Genomic DNA, 25,327 nt, shown 5'->3' with positions numbered 1-25,327 from the left:
GCGCATCCCCAGGAACAGACCCAGGAAACTGCCCGTGAACGCCTCGAACAGCATTCTTCTGTCCCCCGCCGACAATGTCGCGGTCGCCAATGGCCGCATCGAGATCGGCACCCCTCTGCCCGGCGGCGCCGTCGCCACGGCCTTGATCGAGCCCGGCCACAAGGTGGCGATCAAGCCTATCGCCGCCGGCGAGGCGGTGGTCAAGTATGCCCAGGCCATCGGCCGCGCCACCCAGGACATCGCGCCCGGCGACCACGTCCATTCGCACAATCTGGTTTTTGAATCCGGCCGCCTGCCGGTGGTGCCGCCGAGCGAGGCCGAGCACGCCACCGAAGCTGACCGCGCCCGGACATTCATGGGCTATCGTCGCGCCGATGGCCGTGCCGGCACCCGCAACTTCATCGGCATCATCGCCAGCGTCAATTGCTCGGCCACCGTCTGCCACGCCATCGCCGACGAGGCCAACCGCGTGCTGCTGCCGAAATATCCGGGGATCGACGGCTTCGTCCCGATCGTCCATGGCCAGGGCTGCGGCATGAGCGGCACCGGCGACGGCATGATGGTGCTGCACCGCACGCTCGCCGGCTACACCCGCCACCCGAATTTCGGCGGCGCGCTGATGGTCGGCCTCGGCTGCGAGGTCAACCAGCTTACCCTTTACGGCCAGAAAGGTGCGGCGGCGGGAAAACGCCATTTCAACATCCAGGACGCCGGCGGTTCGCGCAAATCGGTCGAAAAAGCGATGGGCGTGCTCGCCGAAATCGCCGAGGAAGTCGGCCAGTATCAGCGCGAGCCGATCCCGGTCTCGGAGATCGTCGTCGGCCTGCAATGCGGCGGTTCCGACGGCATGTCGGGCATCACCGCCAATCCCGCGCTGGGAGCGGCGGTCGACATCCTGGCCGGCGTCGGCGGCATCGGCATCCTGTCGGAGACGACGGAGATCTATGGCGCCGAACATCTGCTCGCCTATCGCGCGGCAACGCCGGAGATCGCCAAGAAGCTCGACGGTTTCGTCAAATGGTGGGAGGACCATGTCGCCAAGCACGGCGCCTCGATCGACAACAACCCCTCGCCCGGCAACAAGCGCGGTGGCCTGACCACCATCCTGGAAAAGTCGCTGGGCGCCGTGGCCAAAGGCGGCCAGACTCCGCTCAACGGCGTCTTCGGTTATGCCGAAAAGGTCACCGGCAGTGGCTTGGTGTTCATGGACACGCCCGGTTACGACCCGGTCTCGGCGACCGGTCAGGTGGCGGGCGGCGCCAACATCATCGTCTTCACCACCGGCCGCGGCTCCTGCTTCGGCTGCCGGCCCACGCCGTCGATCAAGGTCGCCACCAACTCGACCATGTACCACCAGATGGAAGAGGACATGGACGTCAATTGCGGCGTCATCGCTTCGGGTGAGAAGACCATCGCCGGCATGGGCCGGGAACTCTTCGAACTCATCGTCGAGACGGCATCGGGCCGCAAGACCAAGAGCGAGGCGTTCGGCTACGGCGACAACGAGTTCGTGCCGTGGCACCTCGGCGCGACGCTCTAACCACCGACGAAAAAAGCGGGCTGCAAAGACGGCTCACAAGGGGAGGCTGTGGATGGACAAACGCCGCATCGGCACGACTGCGCTCGAGGTAACCGAGATAAGCTTCGGCGGGGCGGCGATCGGCGGGCTCTACCGGGCCTGTCCGCGCGAAGCGGCGATGGAGACGCTGCAGACAGCCTGGGATGCCGGCCTGCGCTATTTCGACACCGCGCCCTTCTATGGCTTCGGCCTGTCGGAACGGCGGACCGGCGATTTCCTGCGCTACAAGCCGCGGGATTCCTATGTGCTGTCGACCAAGGTCGGACGGTTGTTCCGCCCGGTGCCGGAAGACCAGGTTCCCGATCATTCCTATGTCGACCCGCTGCCCTTCGAGCTCGACTACGACTACTCCTATGACGGCATCATGCGCTCGGTCGAGTTCTCCTATGCCCGGCTCGGGCTGAACCGGATAGACATCCTGTTTGTGCACGACATCGGCACCTACACACATGGCGTCGAGAAGACGAAGCTGCACTTTCGCCAGCTGATCGACGGCGGCTTGAAGGCGCTGGAAGAGCTTAAAACGTCCGGCGTGATTTCCGCCTATGGGCTCGGCGTCAACGAGGTGCAGATCTGCCTCGACGTGCTGTGCGAAGCGCCGCTCGACTGCATCCTGCTGGCCAGCCGCTATTCGCTGCTCGACCGCTCGGCTGAAGCCGAGTTGCTGCCGCTGTGTCGTGAGCGACAGACTTCGCTCATCATCGGCGGCGTTTTCAACTCCGGCATCCTGGCGACCGGGCCGGTGCACGGCGCGCATTTCGATTATCTGCCGGCGACGCAGGACATACTCGAGCGTGTTGGGGCGATGGAGAAAATCGCTGATGAGGGCGGATATCCGCTGGCGGCGGCTGCATTGCAGTTTCCGCTGCAGGAGCCTGTCGTGGCCAGCGTGCTGACCGGAACGGCCAAGCCCGCCAACCTGACGCGCAACCTCGACCTGTTCAACGTCCAGGTGCCGCAAGCGGAATTCGCCCGCTACACTCCCTACACCATCGTTCAGGAGCTCGGCTGACGAAACGCCACGATCACGGCTCTCAAGAAGGAATGAATATTCCATATTGACTCGACGGTGGAATTAATATTCCATGATGATCAAGGAGGATCGGGAGCGTCTGGACGTGGCACTGAGGATCGGCAGGGAGGTTTCCCCGCCGAGCCATGCGCAGGCCTATATGAAACACCGCTTGCGTCGGCCGGACCGATGCACTATCAAAAAGCGGCAACTGTTTTTTATTGATAAAGTTCCTTTTGGGCCGCGCCTATCCAAATGGAGCTTCCGCAACCTTCACCGGGCGATCTAGGGAGGATTCCTAATGAAATTCGTGACCAGCATTCTCAACCGCCGCTCACTGATGGCACTTGCTGCCGCCTCGATGCTTGCCGGCACGCTGCAGACGGCGCCGGCTTCGGCGGCGGACGTGACCATTCCGATCATCGTCAAGGACACCACGTCCTTCTACTGGCAGATCGTCCTGGCCGGCGCCCGCAAGGCCGGCAAGGATCTCGGCGTCAACGTACCCGAGCTCGGCGCCCAGGCTGAAACCGACGTCAACGGCCAGGTTTCGATCCTCGAGAATGCCGTCGCCGGCAACCCGGCCGCGATCGTCATCGCGCCGACCGAATTCAAGGCGCTCGGCAAGCCCATCGATGAAGCGGCCAGCAAGGTCAAGGTCATCGGCATCGACTCCGGCGCCGACTCCAAGGCGTTCACCTCGTTCCTGACCACCGACAATGTGCAGGGCGGTCGCGTCGCCGCTGACGGTCTTGCAGCAGCCATCGGCGAAGCCAATGGCGGCAAGATCGAGGGCGACGTCGCGCTGATCACCAACGCGCCGGGCGCCGGTTCGCTGGAGCAGCGCAAGCAGGGCTTCACCGAGCAGCTGGCCGCGAAATATCCGGGGCTGAAGCTCGTCGCCGACAAATATGCCGACGGCCAGGCAACGACCGGTCTCAACATCGCCACCGACCTGATCACCGCCAACCCGAACCTCAAGGGCATCTTCGCGTCCAACCTGATCATGGCGCAGGGCGTCGGTCAGGCAGTCGCCGAGAACAACCTTGGCGGCAAGCTGGCGCTGGTCGGCTTCGACAGCGACGAGAAGCTGATCAAGTTCCTCAATGACGGCGTCATTTCCGCGCTCGTCGTCCAGGATCCGTACCGGATGGGCTATGACGGCATCAAGACCGCGCTCGCCGCCTCGAAGGGCGAGAAGGTCGAAGCCAATGTCGACACCGGCGCCAACCTGGTGACCAAGGCAAACATGAAAGACCCCAAGATCGACGCCCTGCTCAACCCGAAGCTTTGAGCCCGTCAACCAAAAATCCTTTCCGGGGCCTCGCGCCCCGGAAACACCGGATACAAGCTTGAATATCCACCGGCTTGAATTACCTCGACGATGCGGCTTGACTGCATCGTGACGTGCCAATCGTAAGGCCAATCTGGGAGGATTGTCATGACGCCCACGGCGCAGGAACTGCACCCGGCCCCAACGCTAGCGCCCGGCAGGACGATCCTGGAACTGCACGGGCTGGAAAAGCGCTATCCCGGCACGCATGCGCTGAAGCCCGTTCACCTTGCCTTCAAGGCAGGTGAGATCCACGCCATCGTCGGCGAGAACGGCGCCGGCAAATCCACCTTGATCAAGCTTCTGACCGGCGTCATGCCGCGCACCTCCGGCGATGTCATCTGGGAGGGCAAGCCGGCAGCGCTGGCAACCCCGCACGAGGCGATGGCGCTCGGCATCAACGCCGTGCATCAGGAGGTCGTGCTCTGCCGCCATCTCAGCGTCGCCGCCAACATGTTCCTCGGCGAGGAGAATTCGCGCTTCGGCATCCTGCAGCAGCGCGCCATGGTCAAGGAAGCGCAGAAGATCATCGACGGTCTCGGCTTCGATCTGCCCGCGCATGTCATGCTGGGTGACCTCACCATCGGTCAGCAGCAGCTGATCGCCGCCGCCCGCGCCACCGTGCGCGGCACCAAATTCCTCATCTTCGACGAGCCGACCGCCTATCTCACCCGCAAGGAAGCCGACCAGCTGTTCACGCTGATCCGCAGGCTCAAGGGCGAAGGCGTCACCATCATCTACATCAGCCATCGCATGGAAGAGGTGTTCGAGCTCGCCGATCGCGTCTCGGTGCTGCGCGACGGCACGCTGGTCGGCACCCGCAACATTGCCGAGACCAATGACGCCGAGCTGGTCAAGATGATGATCAACCGCTCGATCGAGCAAGTCTACCACAAGGAGCATTTCACTCCCGGTGCCGTGATCGTTGAAGCGAAAAACCTGTCGGGCAAGGGCTTCGAAGACGTCTCGATGACAGTGCGTGCCGGCGAGATCGTCGGGCTCTATGGCCTGATCGGCGCCGGCCGCAGCGAGTTTGTCACCACGCTTTATGGCCGCCACAAGAAGTCGGCCGGCCAGATCCGCTGGCAAGGCAAACCGGTGCTGATCAATTCCGAGCACGACGCGATCAAGCTCGGCATGGCGCTGGCGCCGGAAAGCCGCCGCGACCAGGGCCTGTGCCTGAACCTGCCGGTCGGCCTCAACCTCAACTTGCCGATCTACAAGCGCATCTCCAACAACCTGCTGATTTCGAACACAAAGGAAAAGGCTGAAGCCGATCGCCAGATCGCCGGCCTCCGCATCAAAACGCCGACGCGCGGCGCACTGGCCTCCAGCCTCTCCGGCGGCAACCAGCAGAAGATCGTCATCGGCAAATGGCTGGCGCATGGCGCCAAGCTGTTCATCTTCGACGAGCCTACGGTCGGCGTCGATGTCGGCACCAAGGCCGAGATCTACCGCCTGTTCGGGGAACTGTTGTCCAAGGGCGCCGGCATCATCCTGATCTCGTCCTATCTGCCCGAGGTTTACGAGCTCGCCGATACGCTGCACGTGTTCCGGCGCGGTAAACTGGTCGCCAGCCATGGCTTTCGCGCCGCTAGCCACGAAGACGTGCTGACGCAGGCGATCGGCTGACAAAACAAGAAACGGGAGGAACCATGAGCATCGAAACCGCCGCGATCGAAAAACCGAAACGGAACTACAACGTCCTGTTCGGGCTGACGCTTCTGGCGTTGCTGGTTCTGCTCTGGATCGTGCTGTCGGTGGCGACGCCGAGCTTCGCCTCCTCCAACAACATCGCCAATCTTTTGCGGCAGGGCTCGATGATCGCCATCATGGCGGTCGGCCAGACCTTCGTCATCATCACCGGCGGCATCGACCTCTCGGTCGGCGCCGTGGTCGGCTTCGCCACCGTCATTGTCGCCATGATGATCAATGCCGGCTTCCCGATCTGGGTCGCCATTCTGGTGACGCTGCTGGTCGGCGTTGCCATCGGCCTGTTCCATGGCTTCGGCATCGTCAAGATGGGCCTGCCGCCCTTCATCATCACGCTGGCGACGCTGACCTCGTTGCGCGGCATCGGCCTGTTGATGACCAACGGCAATTCGATCAACATCAACAGCGACAGCTTCACGGCCTTCTCGCGCAGTTCCTTTGTCGGCATCCCCAATCTGTTCTGGATGGTGATCCTGGTCGGTATCCCGGCCTACATCTTCCTGCACCACAGCCGCTGGGGCCGCTATCTCTTCTCTGTGGGATCCAATGCCGAGGCCTCGCGCCTCTCGGGCGTCAATGTCCAGCGCACCATCTACATGGCCTACACGCTGTCGGGCCTGTGCGCGGCCTTCGTCGGCGTGCTGCTGGCGGCGCGCATCGGCATCGGCAACCCGACCCAGGCGGAAGGTTGGGAGTTGCAGGCGATCGCCTCATCGGTGATCGGCGGCACTTCGCTGTTCGGCGCCGTCGGCTCGGTGCATGGCCCGCTGCTCGGCGCCTTCATCCTGGCCACCATCAACAACGGCGCCAATCTGCTCAATGTCAACTCGTTCTGGCAGCGCATCATCACCGGCGCGTTGATCATCATCATCGTCTATTTCGACGGCCTGCGCCGTCGCGGCAAGTAATCCTCCCTGACCTTCCGTGTCGGTCCGCTCAACAACGGACCGGCGCCTTTTTGAACACTGGAATTGCCGAATGAAAGCTGTTGTCTGCCGCTCGCCCGGCGAGCTTGTCCTGGAAGACCGGCCGGCGCCAGGAGCGCCGCTTGCCGGCTGGGCGCTGGTCGCCGTCAGCCATGTCGGCATCTGCGGCACCGACTACCACATCTTCGAAGGCAAGCACCCGTTCCTCGCCTATCCCCGCATCATGGGCCACGAAGTGTCGGGCACCGTCGTCGAGACCGGCGAAGATGTCGACCTTGCCGTGGGCGAGCCCGTCATCATCAATCCCTATCTCGCTTGCGGAAAATGCATCGCCTGCCGGCACGGCAAGCCGAATTGCTGCGTCAGGATCGAAGTGCTTGGCGTGCATCGCGACGGCGCCATGGCCGAGCAGATCCTGGTGCCGGCACGGAATCTCTATCCAGCAAACGGCTTGTCGCTGGCCGACGCGGCGGCGGTGGAATTCCTCGCCATCGGCGCGCATGCCGTGCGGCGTGCCCGCGCCGAACCAGGCGCCCGCACGTTGGTCATCGGCGCCGGGCCGATCGGCCTTGGCGCAGCGCTGTTTGCGCGCATCGCCGGGCTCGATGTCAGCCTGCTCGACATGAGCACGGAGCGGCTGGATTTTGCAAAAGGCGAACTCGGCTTCGCCACGCTCGACGGTTCACAAAAAGCGGCAGCCGAACTGGTGCGCGACGCAACCGGCGGCGAAGGGTTCGACGTCGTCTTCGACGCCACCGGCAACACCGCCTCGGTGCAGTCGGCCTTCGCCCATGTCGCGCATGGTGGCACGCTCGTGCTGGTCAGCGTCGTCAAGGACGACATCGTCTTTTCCGATCCGGAATTCCACAAGCGCGAAATGACATTGATCGGCAGCCGCAACGCGCTGAAAGTCGATTTCGACCACGTCGCCGCCTCGATACGCAACGGCGCCGTGCCTCTGGCAAAACTCGTCACCCACCGCACCACGCTGGCCGGCACGCCGGATGATCTCGCCCGCTGGGCGCATGAGAAATCGGGGTTGATCAAGGCTGTGATCGAGGTGGGGTAAGACATCCGAAAAATTTGGTGGAGCGATAAGTGCCGAGTTAAGGCAGATCGCATACCTCGGCGATTTGCGAAAAGGCCCGTCGCTTCCTCATCCACGGGCGGAGCAAGGAGCGAAGCGACGCGGCGCAGACCCGAGGTTTCATTCGGTGACGTCTGCGCTAGAATCCACCGGTGCAAAAAGAGGCGTCCATTCGCATCTCCTACCTGCACCGCTGCGGCGCGCGACAGTCGCGGCATGGGTCCTCGGGTCTCCGCGTCCGCTGCGCTCCCGCTCCGCCCGTGGATGAGGAAGTGAGCGGCTAAGCCGCCCGCTTCCACCCATCCCTGATATGCCTGTATCCCTCGCGATAAACTGCCTCCGGCGTCTCGGAAAAATCCCGCCACACCTTGGTCGCCGCCGCCAGATCCTTCAGCGATCTGCCAAACGCCTCGATCGTCAGCCAGTCGTCATAGCCGCTCTTGCGGATGGCCGCGAAAGTCTCTTTCCACGGAATGTTCCCGCGCCCCGGCACGCCGCGATCGTTCTCCGAAATGTGGATGTGCACGACATTCCGCCGGTGCTTCATGTAGGCGCCGATCGGGTCGGCTTCCTCGATATTGGCGTGGAAGGTGTCGTACATCGCCTTGATGTGCGGCCGGTCGATGGCATCGACGTGCTCGGACAGATCGGCCATCGTGTTCAGCAGATAGCACTCGAAACGGTTGAGCGCCTCCAACCCGATGGTAACGTTCCGCTTGCCGGCATGATCGCCAATGGCGCGCTGCGAGGCGATCGAGCGCTTCTTCTCGGCAGCGGTCGGCCCGCTGCCGGAGAAGGCGCCGAGCGTCGAATGCAGCGGCCCGCTCAGCGTACTCGCGCCGAGCGCCTGGGCGCAATCGATCGCCCATTTCATGTAGCCGATGCCGGCCTTGCGGGTCGCGGCATCCGGCGAAATCAGATTCATCGCCGGGTCGCCCATCGCCGTAACAGCCGTGCGCTCCAACCCGATGCGGTCGAGCAAATCGCCAAGGTTCTTGTAGTCCTCTGGCGTGCCTGAGAAGATCGGTATCTCGACGCCGTCGAAGCCGGTCGCCTTGATGTCGCGCAGCAACGGCTCGTGTTTCTTAGACACGGAAGTCGTCCACAAAAACATGCACATGCCGATTTTCATCGACAGCCCCTCCCCGTTTGACGGCGCGCGCTGGTTTCTTTCGCACCTCGCACCATGCGCCCTCATTCGGCCGCTTCGCGGCCACCTTCTCCCCGAAGGGAGAAGAGACTTGGCGCCGGCGCTCCCTAAAGTTTCGTCCACGCCCCGTTCTTCTTCGATGACTTCACGCAGGCCTCGATGAACGCCATACCTTCGACGCCGTCCTGGATGGTCGGGAACACCACGTCCTTGCCCGGCTTGCCGCCCTTCTTGCGTGCCGCGCGGATCGCCCGCGCCGCCTCCTGGTAGATGTTGGCGAAGCCTTCGAGATAGCCTTCCGGATGGCCAGACGGAACGCGGCTGACGCGTCCCGCAACTGGCAGCGCGCCGGCGCCGTTGCGGGTGAGCAGCTGCTTGGGCTGGCCAAACGGCGTGTACCAGAGATAGTTCGGATCGGCCTGCACCCATTCCAGCCCGCCTTTAGAGCCATAGATGCGCAGCTTCAGCCCGTTCTCGTGGCCCGGCGCCACCTGGCTCGCCCAGATCATGCCCTTGGCCGGATGCACCTTGCCGACCGGCTTGAAGCGCAGCATGACATTGACATTGTCGTCGAGCAGTCGCCCCGGCACGAAAGCGTCGAGATCGGCCGACAGGGAATCGAGCTCCAGACCCGAGACGAAGCGCGCCAGATTGTAGGCATGCGTGCCGATGTCGCCGAGCGCGCCGCCCGCGCCCGCCTGCTTGGGGTCGGAGCGCCACGCCGCCTGCTTCTGGCCGGTGGCGGCAAGATCCTCGGTCAGCCAGTCCTGCGGGTACTCGGACTGAACGATGCGGATGTCGCCAAGCTGCCCCTTGGCCACCATCTCGCGCGCCTGCCGGATCATCGGATAGGCAGTGTAATTGTGCGTCAGCACGAACACCTTGCCGGTCTTTTCAACCACGGCCGCGAGCTTCTTGGCCTCGGCCAAAGTCGTCGCCAGCGGCTTGTCGCAGATGACGTGGATGCCCGCCTCGAGGAAGACCTTGGCCGCCGGCACGTGCACATTGTTGGGGGTGACGATCGCCACCGCCTCGATGCCGTCCGGGCGCTTGGCCTCGGCCTTGGCCATCTCGGCATAGGAGGCGTAGCTGCGCGCCGGGTCGAGACCGAGTTCGGCGGCGGAAGCCTTGGCGCGCTCGGGATTGGCCGACAGGGCGCCGGCCACCAGCACGAAGTCATTGTCCATGCGCGCCGCGATCCGGTGCACCGCGCCGATGAAGGCGCCTTGGCCGCCGCCGACCATACCATAGCGGATCGGGCCGCCCCCCGCTTCCGACTTCGATGCGCCGACCATGTCTTTCTCCTGCTTGTGTCAAATACCCATCATGGCGCGCAGCATCTTCTTGTCGGTGGTGCCGCCGGCGAAATCATCAAAGGCCTTTTCCGTCACCCGGATAATGTGGTGCTGGATGAAGGGCGCGCCTTCGGCCGCGCCGTCCTCCGGATGCTTGAGGCAACACTCCCATTCCAGCACCGCCCAGGAATCGTAGCCATACTGGGTAAGCTTGGAGAAGATGCCGCCGAAATCGACCTGCCCGTCGCCAAGCGAGCGGAAGCGGCCGGCGCGATTGGTCCAGCTCTGATAGCCGGAATAGACGCCTTGCCGCCCCGTCGGATTGAACTCGGCATCCTTGGCATGGAAGGCCTTGATCCGCTCGTGATAGATGTCGATGAATTCGAGATAGTCGAGTTGCTGCAAAAGGAAATGCGACGGGTCGTAGTTGATGTTGCAGCGCTTGTGACCGCCAACCGCATCTAGGAACATCTCGAAGGTTGCGCCGTCGAAGATGTCCTCGCCGGGATGGATCTCATAGCCGACGTCGACGCCGTTCTCGTCATAGACGTCGAGGATCGGCTTCCAGCGCTTGCCGAGTTCGGCAAAGGCCTCCTCGATCAGCCCGGCCGGCCGCTGTGGCCAGGGATAGAGATACGGGAAGGCCAGAGCGCCGGAAAACGTCACCGAGGTTTTCAGGCCAAGATTCTTCGAGGCCTCGGCGCCGAACTCCATCTGTTCGACCGCCCATTTCTGCCTGGCCTTGGGGTTGTTGTGCACCGCAGGCGGTGCAAAGCCGTCGAACTGGGCATCATAGGCCGGGTGCACCGCCACCAGCTGCCCTTGAAGATGCGTCGACAGCTCGGTGATCTCGACGCCGGCATCAGTGCAGACGCCTTTCACCTCGTCGCAATAGGTCTTGGAAGACGCCGCCTTCTTGAGGTCGAACAGGCGTGCATCCCAGGTCGGGATCTGCACGCCCTTGTAACCGAGACCGGCCGCCCATTTGGTGATCGAGGCCAGCGAATTGAACGGCGCGGTATCCCCCGCGAACTGCGCCAGAAACAGCCCCGGACCCTTCATTGTCGACGGCATCGGCATCCTCCCAATTCATTTTTCCAAGGACCAAGCATAGCGCCTGATGAAAGCAGGGCCAGCCTCTTTGGTCTCTTGTGATGTGCATTCTCGTATCGGCATTCTGGTATTACCAAATACCGGAAATGGGTCAAGCCATTTGACTCACGCGCAAAGCTGCCGGGGCATTCCATTTTTGGCGATATATACCAGCATAATCAATACGGTACACAGATGCCGATATCGCATCGCGGCGGTTCTTGCCGCGCGACAAAAATTGCTGTAGACCTCCATTAGGGCCCAATTGGTCGAACCAGTTGCGCAAAAACGCTGGAGCGCCTTGGGGAGGAAACACGCGACGCGCCTTGTGGGGCGCATCGCAGGCGAACTGGCACAGACGAATTCTGGGAAGGATAGACCATGCATCTTTCGACGCACAACTGGATGCGCGCGGAACCGTTGGAGGTGACGCTGAAGCGCATCAAGAAATTCGGCTACGAGTCGATCGAGATTTCCGGCGAGCCCGAGCAATACAAGACCAAGGAGACCCGCGCGCTGCTGAAAGAATACGGCATCCGCTGCTGGGGGTCGGTGACGCTGATGCTGGGCGAACGCAACCTTGCCGCCAGGGACCAGGGCCAGCGCGAACGCTCGGTGCAGTACGTCAAGGACGTGCTGACCATGGTCAGCGAACTTGATGGCGAGATCATAACGCTGGTGCCCGCGACCGTCGGCAAAGTGGTGCCGGACGGCACCGAGCAAGAGGAATGGAAGTGGGTGGTCGACGCCACCCGCGAATGCTTCACCCATGCCAGGAAGGTCGGCGTCAAGATCGCGGTCGAGCCGCTCAACCGCTTCGAGACCTATCTGTTCAACCGCGGCGCGCAGGCGTTGGCCCTGGCCGATGCGGTCAGCCCCGAATGCGGCGTCTGCCTCGACGCCTATCACATCCATATGGAAGAATTTAACGTCCATGACGCGATCCGTCAGGTCGGCAAACGGCTGTTCGACTTCCACGTCGCCGACAACAACCGCTTTGCCGCCGGCCTTGGCCAGATTGATTGGCCACGGATCGTGCAGACGCTGAAGGAAGTCGGCTATGACGGCGCGCTGACGAACGAATTTGTCGCGCCCGTCGACCGCACACCCGCCGCGCCCTATCCCGACATGGTCGAGCGCAATCCGGTCGACATTTCTCCCGAACAGCTGAAGTTCATCCAGGATCACGGCTCCAGCGTGCTGACGGAGAAATTCTACACCGACCAGATGCGCATCACGGCCGAAACGCTGCTGCCGCTGATCAAGTAGCCGATCGGGATGCGCATCAAAACGGTCCAGGCGTGGTGGGTCCGCGTGCCGATTGAGGCCGCGAAGCAGCATCGCAGCGACTTTGGCCAGGTGACGACGTTCGACGCCGCCATCCTGCGCATTGAGACTGACGACGGGCTGATCGGCTGGGGCGAGGGCAAGAACGCCGCCGGCAGCGCCGGCAGCTATGGTGCGCTGGTCTACATGCTGAATCACGAGGTCGGGCCGCAGCTGATCGGCCGCGACCCCGCCGACATCGGCATGATCTGGGAGATGCTCTACAACGGCGTGCGCCATGACAGTGCCGCGCGCGCCGGCCATGCCATGCCGCAGCTGGCGCGGCGCGGCATGAGCATTGCGGCAATCAGCGCCGTCGATATCGCGCTCTGGGATATTCTGGGCAAGTCGTTGGGACAGCCGGTGTGGCGGCTCATCGGCGGCCGCAAGCTCGACCGCATGCCGGCCTACGCCTCCGGCGGCTGGGCTGCCGCCGACGCTATCGGCGAGCAGCTCAAATCCTACATCGCCAAAGGCGGCTTCAAGGCGCTGAAGATGCGCGTCGGCGCCATGGACGGCGCCCCGCACATTTCCGCCGCCCGCGTCCGCGCCGCACGGCAGGCGCTCGGTCCTGACGTCGAGTTGATGGTCGACGCGCACGGCACCTATACGGTGGCCGAGGCCAAGCGCTTCATCAGCCTGGCCAGCGATCTCGACCTCGCCTGGTTCGAGGAGCCTGTTATCGCCGACGACAAGGCTGGTATGGCCGAGGTGCGCGCCTCGGGTTCGATCCCGATCGCCACCGGCGAAAGCGAAGCGACGCGCTACGCCTTCCGCGATCTCGCGGTGCTGAAATCCGCCGACATCTTCCAGCCGGATCCGGCCTTTTGCGGCGGTATCAGCGAGGCGATGAAGATCGGCACCATCGCCAGTGCCTTCAATCTGCGCTTTGCCCCGCATCTGTGGGCCGGCGCGCCATGCTTCTTCGCCGGCCTGCATGTTTGTGCGGCCTCGCCTGCCAGTTTTACCGTCGAATATTCGCTCGGCGCCAACCCGATGATCCACGATCTTATCGAAGAGACTGTCGAAGCAAGGGACGGTATGATAGCGATCCCTGAAAAGCCGGGTCTGGGATTCACCATTTCGGAGCGGTTCCTGGAGGCGCACGCGCAACGCGGTTGACGATGAAAGAAAAGAACCTTCTCGCCGAGCTCGCCGCCTATCTCTTCGCCCATTCGGACAAGGAGACCGGCCGCACGCCTTCGGAGCGCGAACTGGCGGAGCATTTCGTCGTCAGTCGCGGCCAGATCCGCGAGGCGCTGGCCATTCTGGAGGCCATGCGCATCGTCGAGCGCCGCGCCAAATCCGGCATCTATGTCGACACCAGGCAGGCCAGTGTCGAGGCGCTGGCGCTGTTTGCCCGTGCCGGCCTGCCGCTCGACCCGGTGCAAATCTACGAGACCGTCGAACTGCGCAAGATCCACGAGATAAAGGCCGCCGAACTTGCCTGTTCCCGCGCCACTGAAGAGAATTTCGAACGCCTGCGGGAGATCCTGAAAGCCTCGGAGGAGTGCATCGCCGCCGGCGAAGGCCTCGCCAAGGAAGACCGCGAATTCCACCTCGAAATCGTGCGGGCGACCAAGAACGGCGTCTTCCACAATATCTGCAGTGTCTATTACCTGATGGGCGAGCAGCGGCTGCCGATCTACTTCAACGATCCCGAGCGCTCAGTGCGCTCGCATGCCGAGCATATCCAGATCTACGAGGCGCTGCTGCGTCGCGACGGCAATCTCGCCCAGGCGCTGATGAGCGCCCACCTGCAAGGCGCGGAAAGCTACTGGAAGGGGATCATCGAGGGCCGCGAGGCGCAAGCGCAAAGCCTGGCATTTGAGAAAGCCTAGAGCAATTCCAGGAAAAGTGTGAAACGGTTTTCCCGGGAAAGCGCGCAGCGCTTTCCCTTGCGACAAACACGAGAGCCCCATGCCCAGAATCCTGTCGACGCACACGCTGCATCCGCGTGCCTCCGCAATGCTGGCGGGCGCCGGTGAACTCGTCGTCGCCTCAGCGCTCGATGCGGCAACGCTGACCGCCGAGGCGAAGCATGCCGACGTCATCATCGTTCGCGCACCGCTGCCGCCGTCGCTGTTCGAAAACGCCACGAAACTCAGAGCAGCGGTCCGCCACGGCGCCGGGCTCGACATGGTGCCGATGGAGGCCGCGGCCGCGGCCGGCGTGCTGGTCGCCAACGTGCCGGCGGTCAATGCGCGTTCGGTCGCCGAATATGTGATGTTCGCGGCCCTTGCCCTGCTTCGGCGCTTCCGTTCGGTCGACCGCGACTTGCGCGCCAAGGGCTGGAATGCCGGCCGCGACCACGCCAGCCATGCCAGCGAGCTTGCCGGCAAGACCATCGGCATCATCGGCTTCGGCGCCATCGGTCAGGCGGTCGCCCATATCGCCGCGCACGGCTTCGGCCTCGACGTCGTGGCGACGACCCGCAGCATGCAGCCGGCACCCGACAGGATCGGCTTCCTGTCGATCGATGCGCTGATCGAACAGAGCGACATCATCGTGCTCTGCTGCCCGCTGACGCCGGAAACGCGCGGCCTGATCAGCCGCGAACGCATTGCCCGCATGAAGCCGGACGCGCTTTTGATCAACATTTCGCGCGGACCGGTGATCGACGACGAGGCGCTGATCGAGGCCTTGCGCCAAGACCGGATCGGCGGCGCCGCACTCGACGTCTTTGCCACGCAGCCGCTGCCGGCAAACCATCCCTATTTCGGTTTCGACAATGTTATCGTCACCCCGCATATGGCGGGGATTACCGAGCAATCGATGATGCGCATGGGCGTGGGCGCGGCCGGCGAGACCTTGCTGGTGCTGGCCAACCGGCTGCCTGTCAATCTGCGCAATCCCGACGTGGTCGAGCATTACCGCAGACGGTTCCCGGCGGACGCGTGAACCATGTCCGGTTTTCGCTTCGCATCTCTGGTTCTCGCAGTGTCGTCGATCGTGGCCTTACCTTCGCTCGCGGCGGCACAAAGCAGCGATTATGTCTATTGCAGCAATGGGATCGTCTGCATGATGGCGCCCTGCCCGTCAGGCAATGCGCTGGATCTGACCACCGGCAATGTCGTTAAAGGCGTGGAGCTCAACACTACGGAATTGCCGCCGCTGGACAGATCGGCACCTGACCTCTCCGACAAGCTTTATGCTGGAAAACTCGTCGTCCGAGGATCGATCCAGCATCGCGGCCAGCCGAACGATCCGCCGATGCTGGTCGTTACCAAAATCGAACGCTCCTCCAAGAAAAGCGAGCGCAAGCGCTGCGCGGCACGTTGACTGCCGACCTACGGCTCGCTGCCTATCGGAGCAGCCGCTCGACTTCAGCCGCGATGCGCAGCAGATGGTGGTCGTGGCCATTGCGCGCCACCAGCATCAGTCCGGCCGGCAGCGTCATGCCGGGCATCGGCAGCGAGATCGCGCAGAGGTCGAACTGGTTGGCGACCTGGGTATTGCGCAGCAGCAGACCTTCGGTGCGTTCACGCAGAGCCGTATCCTCGGCCATCGAAACGATAGTCGGCGCTGTCACCGGCGTGGTCGGCAGAGCCAGCACATCGACCGAACCCAACCGCTCGTCCATGGCTATGCACAGTGCCGCGCGACGACGCATTGCCCTGATATAAACCGGCGTCGGTATGGCCGCCGCCCGCGACAGCGGCCCGCTGACATGGGGATCGACCGGCACCGATGCGCCCGTCGCCAGCCAGTCGGCATGGATTTCAGCACCTTCCATGGCCGCGATCGAGCCGCGTTTGGTGGCCAGGCGCAGATCGGCAATGAGGTCGTCGATCGAAATGTCCGTGAGCCACGCGCCTGCCTGCTCGATCCCGGCAAGGCTGCGATCGAACGCGGCGGCAATCTCCGTTTCCGTGTCTTCGAAAAGCAGGCCGCGCGGAATGCCGACACGAAGCCCGGCAAGCGCTAACGGCAGGGGCAGTTGCGGCATCTGCTCGCCCGTCATCGCGGCGTCAGCCAGGGCACACGCAGCAACACTCAGCGCCAGCGGCCCGATCGAATCCAGCGTCGCGGAAAGGGGATAGGCACCAGTCAGCGGCACGCGCCGCGCCGTCGGCTTGAAACCGACGACGCCGTTCAGCGATGCCGGGATGCGCACCGAACCGCCGGTGTCGGAGCCGATGGAAATGTCGCTCGTCCCCTCGCCAACGGACACGGCGGCGCCCGACGACGAACCGCCTGGAATGCGGCTGGTGTCGGCGGCATTGCCCGGTGTGCCGTAGTGCATGTTGTCGCCGATAGCGGTGAAGGCGAATTCGGTCATGTTGGTCTTGCCGATGATGACGGCGCCGGCCTGGCGCAGACGGCTGACGACCGCAGCGTCGTGCCGACGGGGCGCGGTGTCCCTCAGCATCAGCGACCCGGCCGTGGTCGATTCACCGGCGACATCGAACAGATCCTTGATCGAGATGATGGCGCCGTCGAGCGGCCCGAGCGATACGCCGGCCTTCTTGCGCGCATCGGTGGCCTCGGCCGCTGCGCGCGCCGCCTCGGCATAGAGTTTGGTGAACACCTTCTCGCCTGCCGCGCAACTGGCAAGACGTGACAGGATGATCTCGAGACGATCGCGGATTGATTGCATGTCGATGTCGGATTCCGTCAAGGTGGAGCGTCTTTAAGGCATATGGGCCGCTAGGTCAGCGGAAGGAATAGCCCGGACAGCGTGCCTTTGCACCTGCCAGCGATAGGAAGGGACTGATGCTGTACAAAGGCAGCTGCCACTGCGGCAAGGTTGCGTTCGAATTCAAGGCGCAGCTGACCGGCGCCGTGCGGTGCAATTGTTCGATCTGCTCGCGCAAGGGCGCGCTGTTGGCCGCCATCCCGCATGACAGCCTGACGGTGCTGGCGTGGGGCGACGATCTCGGCACCTACACATTCGGCAATCATGCAATGGCGCATCGCTTCTGCCGCACCTGCGGCATCCATCCCTTTGCCGAGGATGTCAGTCAGGGCAGCGAACGCAGCGCCTACATCAACCTCAGCTGCGTCGCCGATTTCGATCCCACCGGCCTGCCGGGCTTCGACTTCGACGGCCGCGCGGTCTGACCCTACGGTGGCCTCTCACCACAAAAGCAACGCCCCGAAAACCTTGATAGTTCTCGGGCCCGCTGCTTCAGCCAAGGATGGCTATCGGCTATTCGACGCGCTTAGGGCCGCGCGCGAACACAACGATCGCCGCCAGCAAGGTCGCAGCGCCACAATAGGCGAAGGCGCTGGCCACACCGGCATTGTCGACCACCAGGCCGCCGAAGACGGCGCGTTTCTGGCGCTCGCCGTTTCTTGCGTCTTTCCCGCTCGCGCCTTTGCCCTCGAGGACAGCTATCTCCCGGCCGACAAGATCCCCTATGTCGCCGAAGTGCCAGACCAGCCGCATCGCCTTGGCCCGTTGTGGGGTGACCGGGCCAAAGGCCCGGCGGGCACCTTGCTGAAAGTTCCCGGCAACTGGCGCGCGCCGGTTCATGCGCACACCGCCGACTATCGCGCGGTGGTCATCAAGGGACTGTGGGCGCATTGGCAAATGGACGGCGGCGAAGCGACGAAGGTCGAATTGCCGCCGGGATCCTACTGGACCCAGAAGGCCAACGAGATGCACGACGACGCCTGCCTCTCAGAGACGGAGTGCGTGATCCTGCTGATCAACGATACGCCTTACGAGACCTACTTCCAGAAATAGTCAGGCGGCGCCGTCGTTCGACCGCAACTAGCTGGCGTGCCGCAAGCTCACGTCGCTGCCCTTGTCGAACAGCACCACCTTGTCCTGATTCCAGGCAAAGCGCACCGGCTGCTCGATCTGGACATCGGTTCTGGCCGGCACCGTGGCGCGCAGCGTCGTGTCGCCGACCCGCAGAGTCAGGATCTTTTCCACGCCATGGTTCTCGACATCGTGGACGCGTGCCTCGACCGGCGCACCGCTTTCAAGATACACATCCTCAGGTCGAATACCGAAGACGAGCGGGCGACCGTCGGTCGCACCGCCCGCCTTGGCACCCCCAGAGAAAGGCAGTTCGAAATTCAGCGGCGCCATCACCGCGCGGCCGTTGACCAGCTTGCCATCGATCAGGTTCATCGGCGGCGAGCCGACGAAGCTGGCCACATAGGTATCGCGCGGATTGTTGTAGATCTCGTGCGGCGTGCCGGTCTGGATGATGCGGCCATGGTTGAGCACGCCCACCTTGTCGCCCATCGACATCGCCTCGATCTGGTCGTGAGTGACGAACAGAAAGGTGGCGCCGAGCTGGATCTGCAGGTTCTTCAGTTCCGTGCGCAGCGCCTCGCGCAGCTTGGCGTCGAGCGCCGACAGCGGTTCGTCCATCAGGAACACGCGCGGCTTGCGCACGATGGCGCGCCCGATCGAAACGCGCTGCATTTCGCCGCCTGAAAGGCGGTCGGTCTTGCGGTCGAGCAGATGTTCGATCCTGAGTGTTTTGGCGGCGCGGTCGACACGATCCTTGATCTCGGCGTCGGGTCCTCCGGTCAAGCCGGAGGATGACGGCGTGAGAGTTGAGAGGGCGACGCACACCGACCGTCGCGGACGGGCGCGAGCGCGACCTGCCGGATAGCGTCAGCTGCTGATCATCGCGCTGTCTTGTTGAGAGCGGTGACGATCAGCGCGAGAATCACCGCCGCGGCGGCGATTTCCCACACGAAAGCCTGCTTGTAGAAAGGCGGCGTGGCGAGCTGCGCCTTGCCGGCGAGAGTGTTGGGGTCCGGTGGATTGAGGAAGAAGACGCCGTAGAGATGCGCCGCCGTGATCGATACCAGCAGCGCAATGCAGAAGACCAGCGCCACGACCAGCGCTACGGTCACCACACTGCGCACCTTGACGCCCGGCTGGGCCAACGGCAGCAGGTTGTTGATGAGCCCGGCAAGCACCACGAGACCGCTGCCGACCGCGTACAGGCCGATGGAAAAGGGTTGAAAGATCAGCACCAGCGCCAAGACGCCGAGGCCAATGATGAAGAGCTCGAGGCGGAACGCGCCGGCGCGGCTCATGCCGGAAGAACTGTCGCTCATGACCGCACCGCCTTTCCGGCGCCATCGAAGACATGGGTTTGCCTGGGATCGGGGCGTAGATTCAGCGCCTCGCCGACCTTGACCCACTGGCTTCTCGTCACCACGACGCGGATGTCGGCGCCTGCCGCCGTGCGGGCATGAATAAGGGTTTCGGCGCCCATGGGCTCGATGAGCTCGGCTCTGGCGGAGATGGTGCCACGGTCCCCCGTATCGGTCACGGTGAAAGCACGGGGGCGGACACCGATCGTCACCTTGCCGGGCTGCAGGCGCGCGACCGCCGCGTCCGTGCGGATCGCCAGACTAATGCCGGCCACGGTCATGTCCGCCGTGCCATCGGCGAAGGCCTTGAGGTCGGCCTCGAGAAGATTCATCTGCGGCGTGCCGATGAAGCTCGCCACGAAAGCATTGGCGGGCTTGGCAAATACCTCGTGCGGTGAGCCGACTTGCTCGATCAGGCCGTCCTTCATGATGGCGATGCGGTTGGCCATGGTGAGCGCTTCGAGCTGGTCATGGGTCACGATCACGGTCGCTTTGGAGAGGCCCTGCAGCACTTCCTTGATCTGGCCACGCATGGTTTGGCGCAGTTCGACATCGAGACGCGACAAGGGCTCGTCGAAGAGGAAGCAATTGGGGTCGCGGACGATGGCGCGGGCCATGGCGGCGCGCTGCTTTTCGCCCTCGGATATCTGGTTCGGCAGCCGGTCGAGAACGTGCTCCAAGTGAAGGATCGCGGCGACGCGGTTGACGCGGGCAGTCCGCTCAGCCCCGGAAATGCCGTCATGATAGAGCGGGAAGGCGATGTTCTCGGCGATCGATGCCGACGGGTAGAGCGCGTAGAACTGGAACACCATGGCGATGTCGCGCTTTTCGGGCGGCAGTTTGTTCATCACCTTGCCGGCGACGACGACCTCGCCGTCAGTGACGCTTTCCAGCCCGGCGATGACGCGTAAGGTCGTCGTCTTGCCACAGCCGGACGGGCCGAGAAGGCAGACGACCTCACCGGCGGCCACCGACAGGTCAACGTCCTTGACCGCGGTGAAGGAGCCGAAGCGCTTGGTGACTTTGCGGAGTTCGATGGTTGACATCTCAGCGCTTCACCGTGCCGAAGGTAACACCGCGCAACAGATGGTTTTGCAAGAAGAAGGTGACCAGGAAGACTGGGACGAGGAACAGGGTTTCGATGGCGGCAAGCAAAGTCCAGTCGGTGCCGCGTCCACCCGACGACACGGCCTGGTTCATGGCGACCGGGACCGTCCTCGTGTCGGGCCCCGAGAGCAAGAGGGCGAAGAGGAACTCGTTCCAGGTGAGGATCAGGCCGAACACGAACGTGGCGGCGAGCCCGGCAATGACCTGGGGCAGGCAAATCTTGAAGAACACCCGCATTCCGGACGATCCGTCGAGGCGGGCGGCATCCTCGACGTCTGGCGACAATTCATCGAAGAAGCTCTTCATCATCCAGATGGTGAAGGCCAGGTTGAAGGCGGTGTAGAGCATGATGATGCCGAGATACGAGCCCGACAGGCCCACTACGCGGAACATCAGGATCACCGGAATGATCACCACAATCGCCGGCAGCATGCGCGTGGTCAGGATGATGAACAGGTAGGTGTCATTGCCTTTCAGCGGATAGCGCGAGAAGCCGAAGGCCGCCAGGGTGCCGATGACCAGCGCCAGCAGCACCGAAGCCGAGGCGATGAAGATCGAGTTGAAGAAATAACGGTCGAATCCTGTCGCTTCCGGGGCACCGCCCGACGTCATCGAGCGAGAAAAGACGGACCCAAAATTTTCGAGCGTGGGCTTGAACACAAAATGATCCGGAATCAAGCCGAACAGCGACGTGGGCGACAGCGTCGGAGGCACCAGAAGCGCGTCGCCCTGCGGTTTGAAGGCGGTGAATATGATGAACAGCACCGGCAGAAAATAGATAAAGGCGACGACGGCCACGGCGAGCGTCCGCCCCCAGCCGGCCTCGTCTACTCCGCTGGCCCTGCGGAAGCCGAGCTTTCCCAATATCGATTCGGTCACGGGTTAGGCTCCCTGCGTACGGCGGTTTGCGAGGTACAGGTAGAGGTTGGTGAGAACGATCACCATGAACAGCATCAGATAGGAGATCGACGCGCCCTCACTCGTCTTGTTCTGCTCGTTGGCGATGCGGATCAAGTGATAGGAGATCGTCAGCGTGTCGTTGCCGCCCTTGGTGAGGAGGATGACGAGATCCGCCAGCTTGAATGCCTCGATGGTGCGGAAGAGAAGGGCCAACATCAGAAGGCCGCGGATGTAGGGGAAGGTGATCATCCAGAATTGCCGCCAGCTGGAAATACGGTCGATGGCAGCGGCCTCGTAAAGGTATTTCGGCACCGAGACGAGGCCCGCCAGCACAAGGAGCATGACGAAGGGCGACCACATCCATGCGTCGGCGAAAACGATTCCCGCCACGGCACCGACTTTGTTGCTCATCAGGATGAACTGGTTGCCGGAGATGGAATTGATGACGTAGCTGAGAATCCCGAATGTCGGGTCATAGTAGTAGGTGAAGAACACGCCAGAGGCGACAACCGAAAGCATCATCGGTGTCAGCACCAGGATCAACAAATACTTGCGCAGCGGAAATTGCTTGGCGAACAGGATGGCCAGCAGAAAGCCGACGATCATCTGCGCGGAGACGGTGAACACGACGAACATGGCGGTATTGATCAGCGCGCCCCAAGTCGCGTGAGCAGCGAGATCGTTGGTAAGGATCCGGATGTAGTTCCCGAGTCCGACGAAGCGGATCGTCTGCTGGTTTGCCTGGTAGGCGAAGAACGAAAGGCCCAGCGACCACAGCAGGGGGAAGATATTCATCACAAACAGAACGGCGATTGCCGGAGCGACCAGCAAGGCGCCGAAGTAGTGGCGGCGATACGCGTTGACGGTAAATGCGGCCGCGACCAACGCCACCGCGGCGCCCACCACCCAGAAGGAGACAGCCGCAGGCAAGCCCGCCATTGATATGGCCGACACGACGACAGCGACAGCGATGGCGAGTTTCCAGTTGTGGGCAACAACCGCGGTAAGGCGTGGTGTCAGCAGCGTGCTTGAAACAGCGGTCATGGGAGTCCGAAATATGGAGCGCCTGAAGTGGCAATGACGGGGAGCGGCTTTTGCCCGCTCCCCGCAGCTATGTCGGAAGGTTACTGGATAAGACCATCGTTCTTCAGGAGGTCCTCCTGGAACTTGGCGATGTTATCCAAGGTGGTCTTGGCGTCCTGCTTGCCAGTGATGGCTAGGTCGTACTGGTCCTGCTGCTGGGTGAGCAGTTCGAAGAACTGCGGCACGTGCCACATGTCCTTCTGCCAGTCGAGCGAGTTCGCCCAGGCGCGGTCCCACGGACGATAGGTCACATACTTCGGATCGCTGTAGACCGACTTGATCGCGGACTGGCCGCCGCCGGCGGCGAACTGGTGCTGGATATCAGGCGAGAGCCACCACTTCACGAAGCCAACCGCTTCCTTGATTTGCTCAGGCGTCGTCCAGGTGGTGAGAACGAAAGGCTGTCCGCCGATCTGTGACGTACGATTCACCTTGCCGTCGGCACCGCGCAGGCCTGGCGCCAATCCGAACACCAGCTTGTCGGCAACCTTCGACGTCTTGGGATCGAGCGAGGCTTCGGCGAGACCGATCCAGTCGATGTTCATGGCCACCTTGCCTTCACGGAACAACTGGTCCGAGACGAAGATGTCCATGGTGCCGGTCTTGACCACCGGCGGCATGAACTTCAGCAATTTGAGGAAATGCTCCATGCCCTCAATGGACTTCGGGGAGTTTACGACGCCTTCGGCATGTCCGGTCGGGGCCTTGGTTTCATCCCAGATGCCGCCGCCATGCTCCCAGACGAACGTGTGGACCGAGCTCGTCGAGAAGTCGTAGCCTTTGCCTGCCTGATAGGCGATGCCATAGAAATCGTCATCCAGCACCTGGCCGGCGAGCTTGTCGCCCTTCTTGCGCTGGAAGAATTCGCCAACATGCTCGAACGTGTTCCAGTCCATGGCGTCGATTTCTTCGCCGGTGCAGGGCAGCTTCTCATTGTACTTCGCCTTGTAGGCGGCCTGCTCGTCGTTGTTGCAGAGCACGTCCTTGCGGCCGTAGGTGACCAGCACGTCCGGGAACTGCGGGAAGCCGTAGTAGTTCGGCGTGCTGTTGGGATAGGTCGAGTAGGCGTTGAGCACGGCGGGATGCATCGACTCCATCGTCGCCTTGAGTTCCGGGTCGGCATCGATGAGATCGTTGATCTTGCGGAAGTAGCCGCCTTCGACGAAGGCGCCCAGCCACTGCGAGTCCGACACGATGAAGTTGTACTTCTTTTCGCCCGAGGTCAACGAGGCGTTGACCCGGGTGTAGAAATCCGGCCACGGAATGAAGTCCACATCGAGCTTCACAGTATTGCCAGACTTCGGCTTGTACTGCTCGTCGAAGAACTTCTTCATAATGCGGGTCGGGGGCCAATCCGGCACCGCCATCGTCAACGTCACTTCTTCGGCAGAGGCATAGGTCACGCCTCCCACCAGTAGTGTGGCAGCGAAGCTTGCGGCTGTCGCTAGCCCTTTCAGTTTGGTCATCGCCGTCATTCGCGTTTCCTCCCTTGGTTAACCGGATTGCTTCTCGCCGTTCGAGTCAGGTCATTGCCTGGCCGCTCGCGGCGCGGAAGACGTGGATTTTCCTGTTATCGATGGCGATCGATGCCGAATCGCCGGTCCTGATGCTGGCGGCGATCGCTTCCGGCAGCACCATGCGCAACATCTCGCCGCCGGCCTCGACCGAGACGATCGTTATGTCGCCGAGCGGTTCGACCAGATGCACCTTCGAGGCAACCCCGGCTTCGCCCTTGGCGGCGAGCCGAATGTCGCTCGGGCGAATGCCGATCAGCGCGGCCTCGTTGGCATCGGCAGTCTTTGGCGCCGTCGCCGGAACCAGAGTCCCGAGCGGCGTGTCGAAAGATCTGGTGTCGGCGCGCACCGAGGCCGTGAACAGATTCATGTGCGGCGAGCCGATCTTGCTGGCGACGTAGGTATTGATCGGCTGCTCGTAAAGCTCATCTGGCGTGCCGATCTGGACGATGCCCCCATCGCGCATGACGGCGATCGTCTCGCCCATCGAGAGAGCCTCGAGCTCGTCGGGCGTGGCATAGATCACGGTCATGCCGAACTGGCGGTGCAGCCGCTTCAGCTCGGCGCGCGTCTCGTGCCGAAGCTTGGCGTCGAGATTGGTGAGCGGCTCATCGAGCAGAAGAATCTTTGGCCGGCGGATCAGGGAGCGGCCGAGCGCGACGCGCTGCTGCTCTCCGCCGGACAGGGTTGCCGGCTTGGCCTTCAGGCGGTGTGTCAGCTTCAGGATCTCGGCGGTCTCTTTCACCCGCTTGTCAATCTCGGCGCGCGCGGCTTTCTCCTCGCGCAGCGGATAGGCGAGATTGTCATAGACCGTGAGGTGGGGGTAAAGCGCGAAAGACTGGAAGACCATCGAGATGCCTCGGCCGGCGATCGGCGCATGGGTCATGTCGCGGCCGCCGATCTCAAGCGTGCCGGAGTCGGCCTGGACGAGGCCGGCGATAGTGCGCAGCGTCGTCGTCTTGCCAACGGAGCTCGGCCCGAAGAGTACGAAGAAGCGGCCTTCGTCGACGGCGAAGCTCAGGTCGGTGATGGCGCGCACGGATCCATAGGCCTTGCTGAGCCCATCGAGGCGCAGCGCAATCCCCTTGCCGGCACTGGCGCGAGGCGACGTCTGCGTCACGATGCGCCACCTCGTGCGG

General features: G+C 63.0%; 25 protein-coding genes. 14 read left to right on the top strand and 11 right to left on the bottom strand.

The annotated features are described in order from the left end of the window. Nucleotides 1-34: 34 nt before the first annotated feature. The 7 genes from NKJ77_RS01230 (at nt 35) to NKJ77_RS01200 (ending at nt 7,632) form a co-directional block, all read left to right on the top strand. Nucleotides 35-1,540, top strand: coding sequence for a UxaA family hydrolase (locus NKJ77_RS01230; RefSeq protein WP_023683018.1), 1,506 nt, complete (start codon nt 35-37; stop codon nt 1,538-1,540). Between the two features lie 52 nt (nt 1,541-1,592). Continuing rightward, the gene (locus tag NKJ77_RS01225; RefSeq protein WP_023698173.1) at nt 1,593-2,591 is read left to right on the top strand and encodes an aldo/keto reductase; all 999 of its coding nucleotides are present in this window, start codon (nt 1,593-1,595) and stop codon (nt 2,589-2,591) included. A 73-nt stretch (nt 2,592-2,664) separates the two neighbouring features. Then, nucleotides 2,665-2,880, top strand: a complete 216-nt coding sequence (locus tag NKJ77_RS01220) for a hypothetical protein (protein WP_023686617.1) — start codon at nt 2,665-2,667, stop codon at nt 2,878-2,880. A 12-nt stretch (nt 2,881-2,892) separates the two neighbouring features. Beyond that, on the top strand, nt 2,893-3,885 hold the full coding sequence (locus NKJ77_RS01215) for an ABC transporter substrate-binding protein (protein WP_023686618.1): 993 nt from the start codon (nt 2,893-2,895) through the stop codon (nt 3,883-3,885). A 147-nt stretch (nt 3,886-4,032) separates the two neighbouring features. Continuing rightward, nucleotides 4,033-5,556 (top strand): sugar ABC transporter ATP-binding protein, encoded by a 1,524-nt coding sequence (locus NKJ77_RS01210; RefSeq protein WP_023698172.1) that lies wholly within the window; start codon nt 4,033-4,035, stop codon nt 5,554-5,556. A 23-nt stretch (nt 5,557-5,579) separates the two neighbouring features. Further along, nucleotides 5,580-6,545 carry an ABC transporter permease gene (locus NKJ77_RS01205; protein ID WP_023669818.1) on the top strand — a complete coding sequence of 322 codons (966 nt, stop codon included), beginning with the start codon at nt 5,580-5,582 and terminating at the stop codon, nt 6,543-6,545. 70 nt (nt 6,546-6,615) lie between these two features. Continuing rightward, nucleotides 6,616-7,632, top strand: a complete 1,017-nt coding sequence (locus NKJ77_RS01200) for a zinc-binding alcohol dehydrogenase family protein (RefSeq protein WP_023831616.1) — start codon at nt 6,616-6,618, stop codon at nt 7,630-7,632. 298 nt (nt 7,633-7,930) lie between these two features. Here NKJ77_RS01200 and NKJ77_RS01195 read toward each other — a convergent pair whose 3' ends face one another. From NKJ77_RS01195 to NKJ77_RS01185, 3 genes are all read right to left on the bottom strand, one after another. Further along, nucleotides 7,931-8,782 carry a sugar phosphate isomerase/epimerase family protein gene (locus tag NKJ77_RS01195; RefSeq protein ID WP_023683013.1) on the bottom strand — a complete coding sequence of 284 codons (852 nt, stop codon included), beginning with the start codon at nt 8,780-8,782 and terminating at the stop codon, nt 7,931-7,933. Between the two features lie 125 nt (nt 8,783-8,907). Next, nucleotides 8,908-10,095, bottom strand: a complete 1,188-nt coding sequence (locus NKJ77_RS01190; RefSeq protein ID WP_023683012.1) for a Gfo/Idh/MocA family protein — start codon at nt 10,093-10,095, stop codon at nt 8,908-8,910. A gap of 18 nt (nt 10,096-10,113) precedes the next feature. Further along, nucleotides 10,114-11,169: a sugar phosphate isomerase/epimerase family protein gene (locus tag NKJ77_RS01185; RefSeq protein WP_352533972.1), complete on the bottom strand. Its 1,056-nt coding sequence runs from the start codon at nt 11,167-11,169 to the stop codon at nt 10,114-10,116. 399 nt (nt 11,170-11,568) lie between these two features. Between NKJ77_RS01185 and NKJ77_RS01180 the strand changes: the two genes are divergently transcribed. The 5 genes from NKJ77_RS01180 (at nt 11,569) to NKJ77_RS01160 (ending at nt 15,795) form a co-directional block, all read left to right on the top strand. Continuing rightward, entirely contained in the window at nt 11,569-12,456 is an 888-nt protein-coding gene (locus NKJ77_RS01180; RefSeq protein WP_352533970.1) for a sugar phosphate isomerase/epimerase family protein, read from the top strand. 9 nt (nt 12,457-12,465) lie between these two features. Then, nucleotides 12,466-13,635: a mandelate racemase/muconate lactonizing enzyme family protein gene (locus NKJ77_RS01175; protein WP_023683009.1), complete on the top strand. Its 1,170-nt coding sequence runs from the start codon at nt 12,466-12,468 to the stop codon at nt 13,633-13,635. Nucleotides 13,636-13,637: 2 nt separating this feature from the next. After that, nucleotides 13,638-14,354 carry a FadR/GntR family transcriptional regulator gene (locus NKJ77_RS01170; RefSeq protein WP_352533968.1) on the top strand — a complete coding sequence of 239 codons (717 nt, stop codon included), beginning with the start codon at nt 13,638-13,640 and terminating at the stop codon, nt 14,352-14,354. A 79-nt stretch (nt 14,355-14,433) separates the two neighbouring features. Next, nucleotides 14,434-15,414 (top strand): NAD(P)-dependent oxidoreductase, encoded by a 981-nt coding sequence (locus NKJ77_RS01165; protein WP_023686626.1) that lies wholly within the window; start codon nt 14,434-14,436, stop codon nt 15,412-15,414. 3 nt (nt 15,415-15,417) lie between these two features. Then, the gene (locus tag NKJ77_RS01160) at nt 15,418-15,795 is read left to right on the top strand and encodes a hypothetical protein (RefSeq protein WP_023692018.1); all 378 of its coding nucleotides are present in this window, start codon (nt 15,418-15,420) and stop codon (nt 15,793-15,795) included. Nucleotides 15,796-15,817: 22 nt separating this feature from the next. Here the strand turns inward: NKJ77_RS01160 and NKJ77_RS01155 are convergent, their stop codons facing one another. Then, a complete protein-coding gene (locus tag NKJ77_RS01155; RefSeq protein WP_352534133.1) occupies nt 15,818-17,113 on the bottom strand; it encodes an amidase in 1,296 nt (431 codons plus the stop codon). A gap of 116 nt (nt 17,114-17,229) precedes the next feature. On the opposite strand from NKJ77_RS01155, the gene NKJ77_RS01150 reads away from it, so the two are divergent. Both NKJ77_RS01150 and NKJ77_RS01145 read left to right on the top strand, forming a co-directional pair. Then, nucleotides 17,230-17,577 (top strand): GFA family protein, encoded by a 348-nt coding sequence (locus tag NKJ77_RS01150; RefSeq protein WP_352533966.1) that lies wholly within the window; start codon nt 17,230-17,232, stop codon nt 17,575-17,577. 217 nt (nt 17,578-17,794) lie between these two features. Continuing rightward, complete coding sequence (locus tag NKJ77_RS01145; RefSeq protein WP_027048960.1) at nt 17,795-18,205, top strand: DUF4437 domain-containing protein; 411 nt, start codon at nt 17,795-17,797, stop codon at nt 18,203-18,205. Nucleotides 18,206-18,232: 27 nt separating this feature from the next. On the opposite strand, the gene NKJ77_RS01140 is transcribed toward NKJ77_RS01145, so the two are convergent. The 7 genes from NKJ77_RS01140 to NKJ77_RS01110 all read right to left on the bottom strand — a co-directional run bounded on the left by NKJ77_RS01140 (nt 18,233) and on the right by NKJ77_RS01110 (nt 25,308). Next, nucleotides 18,233-19,051, bottom strand: coding sequence for an ABC transporter ATP-binding protein (locus NKJ77_RS01140; RefSeq protein WP_502902059.1), 819 nt, complete (start codon nt 19,049-19,051; stop codon nt 18,233-18,235). A 53-nt stretch (nt 19,052-19,104) separates the two neighbouring features. Beyond that, nucleotides 19,105-19,545 carry a hypothetical protein gene (locus NKJ77_RS01135; protein ID WP_023728570.1) on the bottom strand — a complete coding sequence of 147 codons (441 nt, stop codon included), beginning with the start codon at nt 19,543-19,545 and terminating at the stop codon, nt 19,105-19,107. Continuing rightward, nucleotides 19,542-20,630, bottom strand: a complete 1,089-nt coding sequence (locus NKJ77_RS01130; protein ID WP_023733630.1) for an ABC transporter ATP-binding protein — start codon at nt 20,628-20,630, stop codon at nt 19,542-19,544. The genes NKJ77_RS01135 and NKJ77_RS01130 overlap by 4 nt, the downstream gene beginning before the upstream one ends. A gap of 1 nt (nt 20,631) precedes the next feature. Next, the gene (locus NKJ77_RS01125) at nt 20,632-21,570 is read right to left on the bottom strand and encodes a carbohydrate ABC transporter permease (RefSeq protein WP_023728572.1); all 939 of its coding nucleotides are present in this window, start codon (nt 21,568-21,570) and stop codon (nt 20,632-20,634) included. A 3-nt stretch (nt 21,571-21,573) separates the two neighbouring features. Next, entirely contained in the window at nt 21,574-22,635 is a 1,062-nt protein-coding gene (locus NKJ77_RS01120) for a carbohydrate ABC transporter permease (protein WP_023835039.1), read from the bottom strand. Nucleotides 22,636-22,715: 80 nt separating this feature from the next. After that, nucleotides 22,716-24,149, bottom strand: coding sequence for an ABC transporter substrate-binding protein (locus NKJ77_RS01115; protein WP_023728574.1), 1,434 nt, complete (start codon nt 24,147-24,149; stop codon nt 22,716-22,718). Between the two features lie 46 nt (nt 24,150-24,195). Further along, entirely contained in the window at nt 24,196-25,308 is a 1,113-nt protein-coding gene (locus NKJ77_RS01110) for an ABC transporter ATP-binding protein (RefSeq protein WP_031195479.1), read from the bottom strand. Nucleotides 25,309-25,327 lie beyond the last annotated feature (19 nt).

This window comes from Mesorhizobium sp. M0052 (assembly GCF_040323255.1).
Lineage (GTDB): Bacteria > Pseudomonadota > Alphaproteobacteria > Rhizobiales > Rhizobiaceae > Mesorhizobium.
This window is presented reverse-complemented; position numbering and strand designations above follow the sequence as displayed.